Genomic DNA, 15250 nt, shown 5'->3' on the forward strand with positions numbered 1-15250 from the left:
CTGAACTCCCGTACCACGACAGGCTCTTGTGACTGACCATCAGACGACTGCCCGGCGGTTCCCGACGGGCCGGTGGCGTCGGCTGCGCTCCCTGCGGGTGCGGCTGATCGCGGTGTTCGCGGCCGTCGCGCTGCTCGCCGCCGTCTCGGCCTCCGGCATCGCGTACTGGCTGAACCGCGACGCGGTGCTCAAGCGCGCCCAGGACACCGCGCTGAACGACTTCCGGGTCTCGCTCACCCGCAACGTCTCCGAGCTGCCGCTGAACGCGAGCTGCCCGGAACTGGCCGCGCTGGCGTCCAACGTGGCCAGCTCCGGGCTGACGTACGACGTGGTGGTGGTCGACGCGGCGCACCCGGAGTGCACGGCCTCCTCCGACCCCGCGAACTTCACGCTGGCGGACGTCCCGGCGGCGCTGCGGTCCACCGTCGCCAAGCCGCGCGAGATCACCGAGAACAACCCGTACCCGTACCACCTGTACTGGCAGCGGCAGAACCTGGAGGGCCGGCCGTTCGTGATCGGCGGCACCAAGGTGGTGCCGAACGGCCCGACGGCGTACATGTTCAAGTCGCTGGAGAACGAGCGGGCCGACCTCAACACGCTGGGCTGGTCGCTGGCCATCGCCACACTGCTCGCGCTGATCGGCTCGGCGCTGCTCGCCCAGGCCGCCTCGGCGACCGTGCTGCGGCCGGTCAAGCGGCTCGGGGACGCCGCCCGGAGGCTCGGCGAGGGGCACCTGGACACCCGGCTGGAGGTCGAGGGCTCGGACGAACTCGCCGACCTGGCACGGACCTTCAACCGGGCCGCGGAGTCGCTGCACGAGCAGGTCGAGGAGCTGAGCGCGCGCGAGGCGCAGAGCCGGCGGTTCGTCGCCGACATGTCGCACGAGCTGCGCACCCCGCTGACCGCGATGACCGCCGTGACCGACATCCTGGAGGACGAGGCCGAGTCGCTGGACCCGATGATCGAGCCGGCCGTCCGGCTCGTGGTCAGCGAGACCCGGCGGCTGTCCGACCTGGTGGAGAACCTCATGGAGGTGACCCGCTTCGACGCCGGTACCGCCAGGCTGGTCGCCGACGAGGTGGACATCGCCGACCTGATCATGTCCTGCATCGACGGGCGGGCCTGGTACGACGCGGTCGAACTGGACGCCCCGCGCGGCATCCTGGCCGTGGTCGACCCGCGCCGGCTCGACGTGGTCTTCGCCAATCTCATCGGCAACGCGCTGAAGCACGGCGGCTCGCCGGTGCGGGTCGGGGTCCGGCAGGACGGGGAGTCGGTCGTGGTCGAGGTCTCCGACAGCGGTCCGGGCATCCCGGAGGACGTGCTGCCGCACGTCTTCGACCGCTTCTACAAGGCGGACCGCGGGCGGGCGCGCTCGGAGGGCAGCGGCCTCGGGCTGTCGATCGCGATGGCCAACGCGCAGATACACGGGGGGACGATCACGGCGGCGAACGGGGAGGTCGGCGCGGTGTTCACCCTGATCCTGCCGCTGGCCCCGCCGCCTCCGCCGTCAGCGGGCGGGGCCGAGGGCGGCCCCGCCGGCGACGCCGCCGAGGACAAGGACACCACGTGACCGCCCCCACCGACACCGCCGTCCCCCGTACCGTCCTGCGCCGCGGCGCCGGCGTGCTGCTGCTGCTCGCGCTGGTCTCCGGCTGCGGCATCCGGCCGACCGCCGTACCGGTCGACGCCGGCGCGCCCGCCAGCCGGACGGCCTGCCCGACCACGCCGCACATACCGGCGGCCCTGGCCACCCCGCCGGGACCGGCTCCGACCGTGACCCCGACCCGTGGCACCAAGGCGGCCGTGAGTCCGAGCCCGTCGCCCACCCCGGTGACGCAGGTCAGCCCGCCGCCGGACAACGTGTTCGGCGCGGTGCCGACGACCTCGCCCTGCCGGTAGGCCGCCGGGAAGGAGGGCGCGGACGGGACTCGGGGGGCGCGCTTGGGAATGTTCACGCCGGGTGTGGAACCGACGTGCCGTCGGCCCACGTCCTTCCCCCCGTGCAGCGAGATGGCACCAGGACACGCGAGGAGCGTTCCGGCGCGGGGACCGAGAGCAGCCCGGCGGCGGCCGTCCACCGTCCCCTCCGGTTGGCCGGGCTGGCGGGTCTCACCGGCCACCTGGCACTGGCGCTCTGGCTGGTGCTGAGACCACTGCCGGTGGCCTGGGTGTACGACGCCAACCTGACGCCGCTCGCCTCGCTCCGCTCCTCCAGCGGCTGGCAGGTGGTCGGCGAACTCCTGCTGCTGGCCCCGCTCGGGGTCCTGCTGCCACTGGCCGGCGGCCGGCTCCGGGCCCCCTGGCTGCCCTCCTTCCTGCGCACCGCCGGCGTCTCCGCACTGCTGGCGACCGCGCTGGAGTTCCTCTCGTCCTGGGCGCCCGGGCACGTCCTCAACGTGGACCACATCCTGCTCGCCGTGGCCGGCGTGGCCGTCGCCCACCTCGCGCTCGTCCCCGGCCTGCGGCACCTGCTGCGGGACCGGCGGCCGCGGGCGCCCCGGATGCCGGTGCTCTCCGTGCCGCCGGTGGCCGCCGTCACCCCGGTCACGGCCGTCGCACCCACCGCCCGCCGGCGCGCCTACGCCGAACCGACGCCGCCCGCCCGCTGAGCCGGCCCCGGGGCCCGGACCACCCGGCCACCGACCTCCACCAGCCCGCCCGGGCACGGTCCGGCCAGCAGCTGCGAACCCCGGCCCTGGGTGACGGTCAGCGCCCGCCCCAGGCTCGCGGCCAGCAACAGGGCGGCCGCTCCCGTCGCCTCGTCCTCGTCGATCCCGTCGCCCCGCCCGGGGAAGGCCCGGGCCCGTACGGTGCCGGCCGCCGCGTCCTGCCAGGCCCAGGCGTAGACCCACTCCCCCGGCGGCGGCACCTCCAGCGCCTCCACCTCGGCCGCCGAACCGTACTGCCGCAGCGTGCGCCCCGGGGCCCACTCCGGCCGGGCCGCGATCCGGGTCAGCCCGTCCGCGCGCCGCACCGCCACCTCGCCGGCGGCCGTGACCAGCCGGTCCACCCCGAGCAGCCAGGCCGCGCCCACGCACGGGTGGCCGGCGAACGGCAGGCGCACCGACGGGGTGTAGATGTCGATCTCCCCGCGTTCCGGGTCGTCGACGAACACCGTCTCGCTGAAGCCCAGTTCGCGGGCGATCCGCTGCCGGTCCGCGCGCCCCGGCACGGCGGCGCCGTCGCGCACCATGCCGAGCGCGTTGCCGTGCCCGCCGTCGGGCCCGCAAAAGACCCGCAGCACCTCAAAATCCGTCATTTCCCACCTCGTCGACTGCCGCTGCGGCACAGCGCAATGACACCGTGACACAAAGGCGGCGACGAATGTCGGCCGCCTTTAGTACTGTGCGCTCTCGTCCCCGAACGGCGCCTGCCGTTTTTCTTCTTCCCTTCCCCAGGAAACCGCTTTGAACAATCTGGACTTCAGCGCCGAACCGCTCTTCTCCTGGTACGTCGTACTGCTGGCGCTCAGCGGCGTCATCATGGTGGCCCTCGGGGCCGCCGCCGGCGGGCTGAAGGTCGGCCTGCGCGTCCTCAACGTCGTCCTCGGCCTCGGCTTCCTCGGGTACGCCTACTACCTGGCGTTCGTCTTCGAGGGCGGCACCTACTACATCTTCTTCAAGGTGTTCATCCTGCCGGTCGGCATGATCGTCGCCTCGGTGAAGGCGCTCGTCGAACGCGGCAACGCCAAGCAGCAGCAGTCCGCCCAGGCGGCCGCCGCGTTCGCCCCCAACGCGCCGCAGGGGGCCTTCAACCCGAACGCGCCGTTCAACCCGAACGCCCCGCAGGCCCCGTTCAACCCCAACGCCCCGCAGGCCCCGTTCAACCCCAACGCCCCGCAGGCCCCGTTCAACCCGAACGCCCCGCAGGCCCCGTACGCCCAGCAGCCGGGCGCGCCCGTCCCGCCGCCGGCCGGCGCCCCGGTTCCCCCGGTCGCGCCGCAGGCCGCTCCGCCCGCCCCGCCGCAGGGCGGCGCGCCGTACCAGCCGGGCGTCCCCCCGCAGCCGGTCGCGGACAACCCGTACGCGCAGCCGCAGCCGCCGCAGAACCCGGTCGGCTGACCGCACCACCGGCTCGTACACACCGGAAGGCCCGTCCGTCCCCGCACGACAGCGGGGGCGGACGGGCCTTCCGGCACGTCAGGGTCGGTTACCGGCACCGCCCCGCACCCGGTTGCGGCGCCGCGCCACCACCAGGGTGCCGACGCCCATGGCGATCGCGGTCACCCCGGTGATCGCCATCGGCTCCGCGGCCGTGCCGCCACCGGTGGAGGCCAGCCGGGTGTCGGCGGCCGGGGCGGCCACCGCCCGCGAGCCGCCCGTCGCCGGACTCGGCGCCATCGGAGGGGCCGCCGCCGGGACGACCGGGGCGGCGGACGGCTCCGGCGCCTCCGGGCCCGGGGCGGGGTCCTGGAACGCCGGAGCGGCCCTGGCGGTGGGACCCGTCGCGGACACGGTGATGAAGTCGGCCGCGGCGCCGACCGCCTCGGCCGCGCTCTCGCCCGGCTCCGGCAGGGTGTCCGCGACGGCGACCAGGGACTCGAACAGGATCGGCGCGTCCCTGGTGAAGGCCAGCCGGACCTCGACGGTGCGGCTCCCGCCCTTCGCCAGCGCGATGACGTCGGCGTTCCGGTCCCCGGTCCGCAGCCCGAGGCACAGCCAGGCCGGGTGCCCCGGGCTGTCGGCCAAGGTGGCCTCCCGCCACTGCCCGTCGACGGCACGGAACTCGAACTTGACGGTGCTCGAAGGGAGTTCGGCCGCCCCCTGGAACACGGCCGCGGGCACGACCCGCAGGTCCTTGCCGCTCCGGTTGGTGAGGACCAGCGTGAACGGCTTCGCCTCCCCGCCCACCGTGAACGAGGTGGGCACGCCCTCGAACCCGACCTCCACGGTGGCCGCCGGGGTGGCCGGCGCCGTGGTCGGCACGGTGGTCGGCGCCGCCGCCGGGGCGACGACCAGGTCCGGGTGGCCGCTCTCCGCACCGGTGGTGCGCTGCTCCGGCGGCAGGGCCGGGTCCGAGACCACGGAGTCGAAGCCCGGCGCCACCCGCCCGGCAGGGGCGTCGGCGGTGACGGTGAGCCGCAGCCGGTAGACGGCCTCGGCGCCGGCCGCCAGCGACAGCACCGCGGGCTGGTCGAGCACCCAGCGGGCGCCGGTGCCCCCGGCGTTCACCCTGGCGTCCTGCCACTGGGCGGCGCCGGGCGACCGGTACTCCAGCCTGAAGTGGCCCTGCCCGGCGCCGGTGCCGGCGCCGGTGTCAACGAGGCCGAAGAACGAGGACGGGACGTCCAGCCGGTGGTCGGCGGTGTTCCGGAGCGTCGCGGTGAACTCCACCGCCGCGCCACCCGCCGTGACGGTGCCGGGAAGGCCCCCGAAGGTGATCGTGACCGGCGAGGGACGGGTCCGGGTGCCCGGGACCACCGCGACGGCCTGCGGCGCGGCGAGGACGGCCGGGCCCTCGACGGCGGCCAGGCCGGAGGCCAGCGTGACGGCGGCGGTCGCGGTCAGGAATCTGCGATGCCGAATGCGCAATTCAACCTCACGAGAGAATGCGGGACAGAACCCATCAGGACGTGAAATCGCTTGCGCGAGAGGTTGTTCCACAACGAAGTCGGGCTCTTCGTCCGCCCCCCGGCCGACTGCGATCGGCAGCATCCTACCGAGCCGGCCGGGCCCCTTCGGACGGGCCCGGGCACACGTTCCGGCCCTCGGCCCTCGGGGTCACCCTGAGGACTACCCCGACGTCCGGCTCCGCCTACCCGGTGACCCTTCGGGGCGGAGAATCACCTGCCGGACGGAGGACCGGGGGCCGCCGGCGACGGAGTATGGAAGCAGCCCGCCGGACCGGCCGGACCGGGCCGCCACCACACGGAGAACACCATGACCGCGCGCCTCGCCCGTCCCCGCCACAACCGCGTCATCGCCGGCGTCTGCGCCGGGATCGCCGAACGCTTCGGCCTGACCCCGTGGACCGTCCGGCTGATCTTCCTGCTCTCCTGCCTGCTGCCCGGCCCCCAGTTCCTCCTCTACCTGGCCCTCTGGCTGCTGCTCCCCCAGGAGCCGTGAGCCCGGCGGCCCGGCGGACGGCGACGGGCCGCCCGCCCCGGGGATCCCGGGGTGGGCGGCCCGTCGCCGTGCCGTGGGCCGGGGCGTGCCGGTCGGGCGCGCCCCGGACTTCAGCCGGTCAGGCCGGGGAGGGCCGGCAGGGTGCTGGTCAGCGCGCCGATCGGGGTCTTGTCCAGGCCCGGGACGGTCGGGAGGGCGGCACGCTGCTGGGTGACGCCGGCCAGCGGGGTCTCCCCGGCCGGGACGGCCTTGCCCACGCTCGGGGCGAGGGTGCCCAGCGTCTCGGTCACCTTGCCGGTGGCGGGCAGCTTGGCGGCGGTGTCGGTGACCGCACCGGTCACCGCCGGGTTCGTCAGCGCGCCGGTGGGCAGCCCGAGGCCGCCGGCCGCCTGGCCGTCGGCCGCGGAGGCGGTACCGGCGCCGACCGCCGCGATGGCGATGCCGAGCGCCGCGGTGCCCGCGGCCTTGAGAGCCTGCTTCATGGTGGGTCCCCTTTGGGTCCTCGTCGGTGGCCGACTTCACGCACGGGACCGACGGACGGGCGACCGCCGCCGAGCCGTATCGGCAATGACGGGCACACCGTAGTGAGCCGGTCACCCGGGAGCCAAAGGGCGTTCACTCACCCGAGTGAGTAGTCGGATGAACGCCAACTCTCGTGCGGGAACACGGCGTTCATCCGACCCGGCGGGCCCGGGGCACCGCCCCGGCGGCTCAGTTGCCGCCGGCGCCCACGCTGAACAGCCACTCCGCCTTCAGCTCGGCGTAGCCCGGCTTGATCACGTCGCTGATCATCGCCAGCCGCTCGTCGAAGGGCAGGAACGCGGACTTCATCGCGTTCACGGTGAACCACTCCAGGTCGCCCAGGGTGTAGCCGAAGGCCTCCACCACGTGGCCGAACTCCCGGCTCATGCTGGTGCCGCTCATCAGCCGGTTGTCGGTGTTCACGGTGACCCGGAACTTCAGCCGGCTGAGCAGCCCGATCGGGTGCTCGGCGTACGAGGCCGCGGCGCCGGTCTGGATGTTGGAGGTCGGGCACATCTCCAGCGGGATGCGCTTGTCGCGCACGTACGCGGCCAGCCGGCCGAGCTCGACCGTGCCGTCCTCGCCGACCGTGATGTCGTCGACGATCCGCACGCCGTGGCCGAGCCGGTCGGCGCCGCAGCACTGCAGGGCCTCCCAGATCGACGGCAGGCCGAAGGCCTCGCCCGCGTGGATGGTGAAGTGGTTGTTCTCGCCCTTGAGGTAGTCGAAGGCGGCCTGGTGCCGGGTGGGCGGGTAGCCGGCCTCGGCACCGGCGATGTCGAAGCCGACGACGCCCGAGTCCCGGTGGCGGTTGGCCAGTTCGGCGATCTCCTGCGAGCGGGCGGCGTGCCGCATCGCGGTGATCAGGGTGCCGATGCGGATCCGGTGGCCGGCTGCGCGGGCGTTGGCCTCGCCGAGGCGGAAGCCCTCCTGGACGGCCTCGACGACCTCGTCGAGGCTCAGCCCGGCCTCCAGGTGCTGCTCGGGGGCGTAGCGGACCTCGGCGTACACGACGCCGTCGGCGGCCAGGTCCTCGGCGCAGTCCGCGGCGACCTTGATCAGCGCCTCACGGGTCTGCATCACGGCGCAGGTGTGCGCGAAGGTCTCCAGGTAGCGGACCAGCGAGCCGGAGTCCGCGGCCTCGCGGAACCACTCGCCGAGCTCCTTGGCGTCGGTGGTGGGCAGGCCCTGGTAGCCGCAGGCGGCGGCCAGCTCGACCACGGTCTCCGGGCGCAGCCCGCCGTCCAGGTGGTCGTGCAGGAGGACCTTCGGCGCGCGGCGGATCTGGTCGGCGGTGGGGATGCGCGGGCCGGTGCCCGCGGTGGTGACGGGGATCTGCTGTTCCATTGCGGAAATATAGCCCCTACGCGCGTAGACCGACCACCGCGAACACCACCGGATGGTCCAAACTCCACGCGGAATTCCACCGCCCGGTCCATACGATCCGCCAAAACGCCGGACCGCCGCCGAGCGGGCGTCAGTCGTGCTGCAACAGCCGCCCCCGCCGGGACAGCACGAAGTCCCGGAAGGTCCGCGCCGGCGGGGTCAGCGGCCGCCCCGCCGCCCAGGCCAACCCGATCGCCCGGCGGGTGCGGGGCGCCGTCACCTCCAGCTCCACCACCCCCGGTCGCGGCACCAGGGCCGGCGGCAGCAGCGCCACCCCCAGCCCGGCCGCCACCAGCCCGCGCAGCGTCTCCGCCTCCTCCCCCTCGAACGCCAGCCGGGGGACGAACCCGGCCTGCGCGCAGAAGCCGTCCGTGATCGCGCGCAGCCCGTACCCCTGCTCCAGCCCGACGAACGGCTCCTCGGCCACCTCCGCCAGCCGGATCCGCCGCCGCCCGGCCAGCCGGTGGTCCGCCGGGACGACCAGGTGCAGCCGCTGCTCGTCCAGCGGGCGGGCGGCGAACGCCGGGTCCTCCGGCAGCGGCGCGACCAGACAGAGGTCCAACTCCCCGGCCCGCAACCGCTCCAGCATCGCCGCGCCGTAGTCCTGCACCAGCTGGAACCGCACCCGCGGGTGCGCCGCGCGGAAGCCGCGCAGCAGCGCCGGCACCGCGTCCGGCCCCATCGTGTGCAGGAAGCCGAAGGCCACCAGTCCCGCCTCCGGGTCCGCCTCCGCCCGGGCCGCCGCCGCACCGCGCTCGACCTCGGCCAGCGCCCGCTCCACCGAGGCCAGCAGCAGCCGGCCCGCCCGGGTCAGCTGCACCGTACGGCCCTGACGGGCCAGCAGGTCCACCCCCAGCTCCTCCTCCAGCCGGGCCACCGAGCGCGACAGCGTCGGCTGCGGCACCCCGAGCAGCGCGGCCGCCTGGGTCACGTGCTCCAGCCGGGCCACCGCCGCGAACCGGGCCAGCCGGGGCGCCAGCAGCGCCGCCGGCTCCCGCGGGCCCAACTCGGCCACCCGGTACCGCTGCTCGCCACCGTCCGCCGACTCCGGACCGGACATCGCGCCACCACCTCGACTCATACACCAGTGCATCGATCATCCACGCTTCATGCATTGGACGCATCAACGGCGCCAGGCCTACGGTCGACGACATGCAGCCCGCCGATACCGGGGCATCCGTGACCACCCCGGATGCCCCCGCCCCCGCCCCCTCCCCCACCGCCACCACGGACGACCGCCACCGCCCCGGCCAGCGCGGCTTCCGCCGCGCCAACCTCGCCCTGTTCGCCGCCGGGGTCGCGACCTTCGTCCTGCTGTACTCCACCCAGGGCCTGCTGCCGATCCTCTCGGCCGACCTCGACCTCACCCCCGGCCAGGCCAGCTGGACGGCCTCCGCCGCCACCCTCGGCCTCGCCCTCGGGCTGCTCCCGGCCAGCGCGCTCTCCGACACGTACGGCCGCACCGCGGTGATGACGGCCTCCACCCTCGCCGCCTCCGCCCTCGCGCTCGCCCTGCCCTTCGCGCCGGACCTCACCGCCCTCGTCACCCTGCGGGTCCTCCAGGGCGCCGCCCTCGCCGGGCTCCCCGCCACCGCCATGGCCTACCTCGCCGAGGAGGTCCACCCCAGTGCGCTGCCCTCCGCGATGGGCCTGTACGTGGCCGGCAACAGCATCGGCGGGATGGGCGGCCGGCTGCTCTCCGGCTGGACCGCCGCCGGACTCGGCTGGCGCTGGGGCCTCGCCGCCTCCGCCGTCCTCGCCCTGCTCGCCACGCTCGCCTTCCGGCTGCTGATCCCCGCGGCCCGGCACTTCACCCCCGCCCCGGTGGACGCCCGCGCGCTCGCCCGGACCGTCGGACGGCACCTGCGCAACCCGCTGCTGGTGCGGCTGTACGCGCTCGGGATGCTGTTCATGGCCGTGTTCGGGGCGGTCTACAACACCGTCGGCTACCGGCTGATCTCCGCGCCGTTCCACCTGCCGGAGTCGATCGCCGCCTCGATCTTCGTGGTCTACCTGGTCGGCACCGGCACCTCCGCCGCCGCCGGCCGGCTCTCCGGCCGCCTCGGCCGGCGCGGCGCCCTCTACGTCTCCATCGGCGTGACCGCGGCCGGCCTGCTGCTCTCCCTCGCCGAGTCCCTGGCCTGCGCCCTGCTCGGCCTGGTCCTGATCACCGCCGGCTTCTTCGCCGGCCACGCCACCGCCTCCTCCTCGGTCGGCCGCACCGCCACCGAGGGCCGCGCCCAGGCCTCCGCCCTCTACCTGATCGCCTACTACCTCGGCAACAGCCTCGGCGGCACCCTCGGCGCCGACGCCTACCACGCCACCGGCTGGCCCGGCGCCGCCACCGTCGGGCTCGCCGCCATGGCCCTCGCCGCCGCCGTCACCCTCTACGCCACCCACCGGGCCCACGCGGCCCGCCGAACGGTCGCGAACGCTTGACAGCCGCCGCGGATACACTCCGGAACATGAGCATCGATCCTGCTGTGTACGCCAGGCTGCTCGAGATCGCGGATCAGCTGCCGAAGGTGCCGGGGATAGGGAAGATCGAGATCGCCGACGGCCAGATCGTCATGATGATGTCGCCCGTGAAGCGTCACGAACTCGCCGTGCTGCGCCTCTCCCGACAGATCAACGCCCAGTTGTCGGCCACCCACCCCGGTCACATCGCGTATCACGGCGCGGATCTCCAGGACGCGGGGCTCGGCCGACTGCGCAACCCGGACCTGATGGTGTTCCCCGAGGCGACCCTGGAGGGCGAGCAGCGGGCGGTCCTCCCGCACGAGGTGCTGCTCGTCGTGGAAGTCGTCTCCAAGTCGAACCCCGAGAACGACTACCACGACAAGGTCCGCGACTACTCGGCCATGGGGATTCCGTTCTACCTGCTCGTCGATCCCCGCACGGGCACGGGCATCGTGCACTCGGAACCCGGCTACGAGGCCCGGGAGAAGTTCGTCTTCGGCGACAGGATCGCCGTCGGTCCCTGGACGCTCGACACCAGCGGTCTGCTCACGTACGCCTGATCCGGCGTACGTGAGCAGACCTCAGGACCCTCAGGCGATGCGGTCGAGGACGATCGGGTTCGGGGTGAAGGCGGTGCCCGCCGGGGCGACCTCGACGCCGCCCGCCAGGGCCTCGACGGCGTAGTCGAAGCGCTCCGGGGTGTCGGTGTGCAGGGTCAGCAGGGGCTGGCCGGCCACCACGGTGTCGCCGGGCTTGGCGTGCATCTCGACGCCGGCGCCGGCCTGGACCGGGTCCTCCTTGCGGGCGCGGCCGGCGCCCAGACGCCAGGCGCAGACGCCGATCGCGTAGGCGTCCAGGGCGGTGAGCACGCCGGAGGCGGGCGCCGGGATGACGTGCTGCTCGCGGGCGACCGGGAGCGGGGCGTCGACGTCGCCGCCCTGGGCGGCGATCATGCGGCGCCAGTGGTCCATCGCGGAGCCGTCGCGCAGCGCGTCCGCCGGGTCCTTGCCCTGCACACCGGCCGCGGCGAGCATCTCGCGGGCGAGCGCGAGGGTCAGCTCGACGACGTCGGCCGGGCCGCCGCCCGCGAGCACCTCCAGGGACTCCCGGACCTCCAGCGCGTTGCCCGCGGTGAGGCCGAGCGGGGTGGACATGTCGGTGAGCAGCGCGACGGTGTTGACGCCGGCGGTGGTGCCCAGGCCGACCATGGTGCGGGCGAGTTCGCGGGCGTCGTCCAGGTTCTTCATGAACGCGCCGGAGCCGACCTTGACGTCCAGGACCAGCGCGCCGGTGCCCTCGGCGATCTTCTTCGACATGATCGAGGAGGCGATCAGCGGGATGGCCTCGACGGTGCCGGTGACGTCGCGCAGCGCGTACAGCTTCTTGTCGGCCGGCGCGAGGCCGTCGCCCGCCGCGCAGATCACCGCGCCGGCGGAGCCCAGCACGTCCATCATCTCCTCGTTGGAGAGCAGGGCGCGCCAGCCGGGGATGGACTCCAGCTTGTCCAGGGTGCCGCCGGTGTGGCCGAGGCCGCGGCCGGACAGCTGCGGGACGGCGGCGCCGCAGGCGGCGACCAGCGGGGCGAGCGGCAGGGTGATCTTGTCGCCGACGCCGCCGGTGGAGTGCTTGTCGCTGGTGGGCAGCGGCAGCGAGGAGAAGTCCATCCGGACGCCGGAGCGGATCATGGCGTCGGTCCAGCGGCTGATCTCGCGCGGCTTCATCCCGTTCAGCAGGATCGCCATCGCCAGCGCGGACATCTGCTCGTCGGCGACCTCACCGCGGGTGTAGGCGTCGATGACCCAGTCGATCTGAGCGTCGCTCAGCTCTCCGCGATCGCGCTTGGTCCTGATGACGGAGATGGCGTCCATGCGTGCTCCAAGAGGGGTTTCAAAAGCGAAGAGTGTCGCGAGATGACCGGGTTCCGGCCCACTCGCGACACTCTACGCGCGTAACAATTGCTGCGGCTAGGGCCAACCGGGCCCTTAGAGCCGCTCCGGCCCGAACGCGTCGGGCAGGACCTCGCTCATCGGCTTCACGCCCGAGGCCAGTTCGACCAGCAGCCCCGGCCCGCCGTGCTCGTACAGCAGTTGGCGGCAGCGCCCGCACGGCATCAGCAGCTCACCGGCGCCGTCCACGCAGGTGAAGGCGACCAGCCGGCCGCCGCCGGAGGAGTGCAGCGCGGACACCAGCCCGCACTCGGCGCACAGCCCGAGCCCGTACGAGGCGTTCTCGACGTTGCAGCCGGTGACCACCCTGCCGTCGTCCACCAGGGCGGCCGCGCCGACCGGGAACCTGCTGTACGGCGCGTACGCGCGGCCCATGGCCTCGCGCGCCGCCGTGCGCAGCAGCTCCCAGTCGATCGCGGGCGGCGCCGCAGGCGCGGGGGCGGTCACTTGCCCTGGCCCTTGCGGTAGATCTGGCCGTCCGCCTTGGGCATCCGCAGGCGCTGCGAGGCCAGCGAGAGCACCACCAGGGTGATCAGGTACGGCGTGGCGACGATCAGCGGGCGCTGCACCTCGTCGGTCAGCGAGTACCAGGCGATCAGGCCGCCGGCCACCACGAGGGAGACCACCGTCGCGGTGTACTTGCGGCGGTACAGCTGCCAGAGCGCGAACAGGATCATCGCGATGCCGACGATCAGGATCAGCACGTGCACCGATTCCGGGTCGCGCAGCTGGAGGCTGTCGGTGAAACCGAACAGACCGGCGCCCATGGCGAGGCCACCGGGCATCCAGTTCCCGAAGATCATCGCGGCGAGGCCGATGAAGCCGCGGCCGAGGGTCTGGCCGTCCTTGTAGAAGTGCGCCGCGACCAGCGAGAGGTACGCCCCGCCGAGGCCGGCGAAGGCGCCGGAGGCGATGACCGCGAGGTACTTGTACTTGTAGACGTTGACGCCCAGCGACTCGGCGGCGGTGGGGTTCTCACCGCAGGAGCGCAGCCGCAGGCCGAACACCGTGCGCCAGAGCACGAAGTAGCTGACCACGATCAGCGCGCCGGCCAGCAGCACGACCACCGAGATGTTGGTGACCAGGCCGCCGAGCACGCCCGCGACGTCCGAGACGAAGAACCAGTGGTGGCTCTCGATGCTCTTCAGCCCGGAGGACAGGCCCGGGACGGTGATGTACGGCAGCGGGTCGGCCGGCGGGGACTGGTTCTGGCCGGCACCGACCGAGACGTAGTCCTTGTAGTAGATCCGGTTGACGTACGCGCAGATGCCGGGGATCAGCAGGTTGATGCCGACGCCGGAGACGATGTGGTCGACGCCGAAGGTGACCGTGACGACCGCGTGCAGCAGGCCGCCGACCGCCCCGCCCAGCATGCCGGCCAGCAGGCCGACCCACGGGTTGACCAGGTAGCCCGCCCAGGCGCCGCAGAAGGTGCCGGCGACCATCATGCCTTCGAGACCGATGTTGACCACACCGGCCCGCTCGGACCAGAGACCGCCCAGACCGGCCATGCCGATCGGCACGGCGGCGCCGAGCGCGGCGGTGACCTGCCCGGAGGAGGTCAGCGAGTGGTTGCCGGTGGCCAGGCCCACGGCGGAGAACAGCACCAGGGCGCCCGCGATCAGGAGCAGGACGACCGGCCAGGACAGCTTGCGCTTCTTCGCGGGTGCGCCCGACGCCTTCGGACGGGCAGCCGTTGCCGTGCTCATGCGGACACCTCCTTCTTCTCACTGTTCGCGGCAGCCTGGGCGGCGAGCTGGGCGCCGACCTTCTGCTGCTGACGCTTCAGGCCGTAGCGGCGCACCAGCTCGTACGCGACGACGACGCAGATGACGATGGTGCCCTTCATGACGTCGACGATCTCGAACGGGAACCCGCCCTGGAGCGGCAGCACCGAGCCGGTGACGTCCAGGAAGGCGAACAGCAGTGCCGCGAAGGCCATGCCGATCGGGCTGTTCCGGCCGAGCAGGGCGATCGAGATGCCCAGGAAGCCCAGACCGGGCTGGAAGCTCTGGCCGAAGTAGTACGAGTTCTGCAGGAGTTCCGGCAGGCCGATCAGACCGGCGATGGCTCCGGAGACCACCATCGAGATGATCACCATGCGCTTGACGTTCACGCCGGAGGCGGTCGCCGCGGACTCCGAGCGGCCGGTGGCGCGCAGGTCGAAGCCGAAGCGGGTGCGGGTCAGCACGACCTGGAAGACCACTCCGACCAGGGCGGCGACGAAGATGAAGCCCCAGAGCGTTCCGCCGGCCGTCTCCAGCGAGAAGAAGTGGCTGGACTGCGAGATCGGCTCGGTCTGGATCGAGTTGGTGGTGCCGCTGGTCTTCGGCGCGAAGATGCCGGGGACGAGCAGCAGACCGATGATCGCGGTCGCGATCGAGTTCAGCATGATGGTCGAGATGACCTCGCTGACGCCGCGGTAGACCTTCAGCAGACCGGCGATGCTCGCGTACAGACCGCCGACCAGCATGGCCGTGACCAGCAGCAGCGGGATCTGGATGAAGGCCGGCAGGTCCACCTTGGCGCCGACGAAGGCCGCGAACAGCGCCGCGACCTTGTACTGGCCCTCGACGCCGATGTTGAACAGGTTCATCCGGAACCCGAACGCGGCGGCCGCGGCGGCCAGGTAGTAGGTGGTGGACCGGTTGAGGATGCCCACCTGGCCGTCCGACTTGCCGGCGTACGTGATCATCACGTTCCAGGCGTCGAACGGGTTCTTGCCCGAAGTCGCCAGCAGGACGGAGCAGATCGCGATGGAGAGCAGGACCGCGAGCACCGGCGCCGCCAGCGCGAGCACGATCCGCTCACCGCTGAACCGCTGGGCCAGGCCGGGCTTCGCGGCGGCGGGGTTGGGACTGGTCATGG

16 protein-coding genes are annotated in these 15250 nt (G+C 73.4%); 7 read left to right on the forward strand and 9 right to left on the reverse strand.

Annotated elements, in window-relative coordinates:
- Positions 1–28: 28 nt before the first annotated feature.
- The 3 genes from ACZ6EM_RS14670 (at position 29) to ACZ6EM_RS14680 (ending at position 2612) form a co-directional block, all read left to right on the forward strand.
- A complete protein-coding gene (locus ACZ6EM_RS14670; protein ID WP_401050030.1) occupies positions 29–1573 on the forward strand; it encodes an ATP-binding protein in 1545 nt (514 codons plus the stop codon).
- Positions 1570–1902 carry a hypothetical protein gene (locus ACZ6EM_RS14675; protein WP_401050029.1) on the forward strand — a complete coding sequence of 111 codons (333 nt, stop codon included), beginning with the start codon at positions 1570–1572 and terminating at the stop codon, positions 1900–1902. The genes ACZ6EM_RS14670 and ACZ6EM_RS14675 overlap by 4 nt, the downstream gene beginning before the upstream one ends.
- 101 nt (positions 1903–2003) lie before the next feature.
- A complete protein-coding gene (locus tag ACZ6EM_RS14680) occupies positions 2004–2612 on the forward strand; it encodes a VanZ family protein (protein WP_465772502.1) in 609 nt (202 codons plus the stop codon).
- Here ACZ6EM_RS14680 and ACZ6EM_RS14685 read toward each other — a convergent pair.
- Positions 2582–3262 (reverse strand): PhzF family phenazine biosynthesis protein, encoded by a 681-nt coding sequence (locus ACZ6EM_RS14685; protein ID WP_465772503.1) that lies wholly within the window; start codon positions 3260–3262, stop codon positions 2582–2584. The two genes, ACZ6EM_RS14680 and ACZ6EM_RS14685, sit on opposite strands and share 31 nt — an antisense overlap.
- Positions 3263–3410: 148 nt before the next feature.
- On the opposite strand from ACZ6EM_RS14685, the gene ACZ6EM_RS14690 reads away from it, so the two are divergent.
- Positions 3411–4064: a hypothetical protein gene (locus ACZ6EM_RS14690; protein ID WP_465772504.1), complete on the forward strand. Its 654-nt coding sequence runs from the start codon at positions 3411–3413 to the stop codon at positions 4062–4064.
- A gap of 78 nt (positions 4065–4142) precedes the next feature.
- On the opposite strand, the gene ACZ6EM_RS14695 is transcribed toward ACZ6EM_RS14690, so the two are convergent.
- On the reverse strand, positions 4143–5534 hold the full coding sequence (locus tag ACZ6EM_RS14695; RefSeq protein WP_465772505.1) for a hypothetical protein: 1392 nt from the start codon (positions 5532–5534) through the stop codon (positions 4143–4145).
- 348 nt (positions 5535–5882) lie between these two features.
- On the opposite strand from ACZ6EM_RS14695, the gene ACZ6EM_RS14700 reads away from it, so the two are divergent.
- Positions 5883–6068 carry a PspC domain-containing protein gene (locus ACZ6EM_RS14700; protein ID WP_387693235.1) on the forward strand — a complete coding sequence of 62 codons (186 nt, stop codon included), beginning with the start codon at positions 5883–5885 and terminating at the stop codon, positions 6066–6068.
- A gap of 110 nt (positions 6069–6178) precedes the next feature.
- On the opposite strand, the gene ACZ6EM_RS14705 is transcribed toward ACZ6EM_RS14700, so the two are convergent.
- From ACZ6EM_RS14705 to ACZ6EM_RS14715, 3 genes are all read right to left on the reverse strand, one after another.
- Complete coding sequence (locus tag ACZ6EM_RS14705; protein WP_359911518.1) at positions 6179–6550, reverse strand: ATP-binding protein; 372 nt, start codon at positions 6548–6550, stop codon at positions 6179–6181.
- Between the two features lie 229 nt (positions 6551–6779).
- Complete coding sequence (locus ACZ6EM_RS14710) at positions 6780–7937, reverse strand: adenosine deaminase (RefSeq protein WP_380542931.1); 1158 nt, start codon at positions 7935–7937, stop codon at positions 6780–6782.
- 130 nt (positions 7938–8067) lie between these two features.
- On the reverse strand, positions 8068–9036 hold the full coding sequence (locus tag ACZ6EM_RS14715; RefSeq protein WP_452179722.1) for a LysR family transcriptional regulator: 969 nt from the start codon (positions 9034–9036) through the stop codon (positions 8068–8070).
- Positions 9037–9128: 92 nt separating this feature from the next.
- On the opposite strand from ACZ6EM_RS14715, the gene ACZ6EM_RS14720 reads away from it, so the two are divergent.
- Together ACZ6EM_RS14720 and ACZ6EM_RS14725 are read left to right on the forward strand one after the other, a co-directional pair.
- A complete protein-coding gene (locus ACZ6EM_RS14720) occupies positions 9129–10415 on the forward strand; it encodes an MFS transporter (RefSeq protein WP_465772506.1) in 1287 nt (428 codons plus the stop codon).
- A gap of 26 nt (positions 10416–10441) precedes the next feature.
- On the forward strand, positions 10442–10996 hold the full coding sequence (locus ACZ6EM_RS14725) for a Uma2 family endonuclease (RefSeq protein ID WP_401046227.1): 555 nt from the start codon (positions 10442–10444) through the stop codon (positions 10994–10996).
- A gap of 30 nt (positions 10997–11026) precedes the next feature.
- On the opposite strand, the gene ACZ6EM_RS14730 is transcribed toward ACZ6EM_RS14725, so the two are convergent.
- The 4 genes from ACZ6EM_RS14730 to ACZ6EM_RS14745 all read right to left on the reverse strand — a co-directional run bounded on the left by ACZ6EM_RS14730 (position 11027) and on the right by ACZ6EM_RS14745 (position 15248).
- Positions 11027–12304, reverse strand: coding sequence for a thymidine phosphorylase (locus tag ACZ6EM_RS14730; RefSeq protein WP_401046230.1), 1278 nt, complete (start codon positions 12302–12304; stop codon positions 11027–11029).
- A 114-nt stretch (positions 12305–12418) separates the two neighbouring features.
- Complete coding sequence (locus ACZ6EM_RS14735) at positions 12419–12829, reverse strand: cytidine deaminase (protein ID WP_401046232.1); 411 nt, start codon at positions 12827–12829, stop codon at positions 12419–12421.
- Positions 12826–14091, reverse strand: coding sequence for an ABC transporter permease (locus ACZ6EM_RS14740; protein WP_401046235.1), 1266 nt, complete (start codon positions 14089–14091; stop codon positions 12826–12828). The genes ACZ6EM_RS14735 and ACZ6EM_RS14740 overlap by 4 nt, the downstream gene beginning before the upstream one ends.
- A complete protein-coding gene (locus ACZ6EM_RS14745; RefSeq protein ID WP_401046238.1) occupies positions 14088–15248 on the reverse strand; it encodes an ABC transporter permease in 1161 nt (386 codons plus the stop codon). The genes ACZ6EM_RS14740 and ACZ6EM_RS14745 overlap by 4 nt, the downstream gene beginning before the upstream one ends.
- Positions 15249–15250 lie beyond the last annotated feature (2 nt).

The sequence above is a fragment of the Kitasatospora sp. NPDC041917 genome, from assembly GCF_055589745.1.

Coding starts and splice junctions, on each gene's coding strand:
- ACZ6EM_RS14685 (WP_465772503.1), bottom strand. CDS start 3,262: ATGACGGATTTTGAGGTGCTGCGGGTCTTTTGCGGGCCCGACGGCGGG.
- ACZ6EM_RS14700 (WP_387693235.1), top strand. CDS start 5,883: ATGACCGCGCGCCTCGCCCGTCCCCGCCACAACCGCGTCATCGCCGGC.
- ACZ6EM_RS14705 (WP_359911518.1), bottom strand. CDS start 6,550: ATGAAGCAGGCTCTCAAGGCCGCGGGCACCGCGGCGCTCGGCATCGCC.
- ACZ6EM_RS14710 (WP_380542931.1), bottom strand. CDS start 7,937: ATGGAACAGCAGATCCCCGTCACCACCGCGGGCACCGGCCCGCGCATC.
- ACZ6EM_RS14715 (WP_452179722.1), bottom strand. CDS start 9,036: ATGTCCGGTCCGGAGTCGGCGGACGGTGGCGAGCAGCGGTACCGGGTG.
- ACZ6EM_RS14720 (WP_465772506.1), top strand. CDS start 9,129: ATGCAGCCCGCCGATACCGGGGCATCCGTGACCACCCCGGATGCCCCC.
- ACZ6EM_RS14725 (WP_401046227.1), top strand. CDS start 10,442: ATGAGCATCGATCCTGCTGTGTACGCCAGGCTGCTCGAGATCGCGGAT.
- ACZ6EM_RS14730 (WP_401046230.1), bottom strand. CDS start 12,304: ATGGACGCCATCTCCGTCATCAGGACCAAGCGCGATCGCGGAGAGCTG.
- ACZ6EM_RS14740 (WP_401046235.1), bottom strand. CDS start 14,091: ATGAGCACGGCAACGGCTGCCCGTCCGAAGGCGTCGGGCGCACCCGCG.
- ACZ6EM_RS14745 (WP_401046238.1), bottom strand. CDS start 15,248: ATGACCAGTCCCAACCCCGCCGCCGCGAAGCCCGGCCTGGCCCAGCGG.